General features: G+C 63.9%; 1 pseudogene. It reads left to right on the forward strand.

Annotated features, from left to right (window positions below):
- Positions 1–90: 90 nt before the first annotated feature.
- Positions 91–252: pseudogene (locus IH50_RS43425) on the forward strand (RNA-directed DNA polymerase); the annotation flags it as partial.

The following is a 252-nucleotide window of genomic DNA, read 5'->3' on the forward strand; positions in this document are numbered from 1 at the left end:
TAACGACCGGCCAGGGAGGACGGGAAAGCCGTCCGCATCGGGCGAAGGGGGCCAGGTGATTCGGACACTTGAACCCGGGAGGTATGCGGAATGCAGAACGCCAAAACGGTGCTGGGTGTCCTGCGTGAACGCGGCAGGCGTGGCCTGCCGTGCGACGAACTGTATCGGCAACTGTTCAACCCGCAGTTGTATCTACTGGCCTACGGGCGCATCTACGCCAACCATGGCGCGATGACGCCCGGGGTCACGGCA

The organism is Streptomyces sp. NRRL S-37, from assembly GCF_000721605.1.
Classification (GTDB): Bacteria; Actinomycetota; Actinomycetes; order Streptomycetales; family Streptomycetaceae; genus Streptomyces.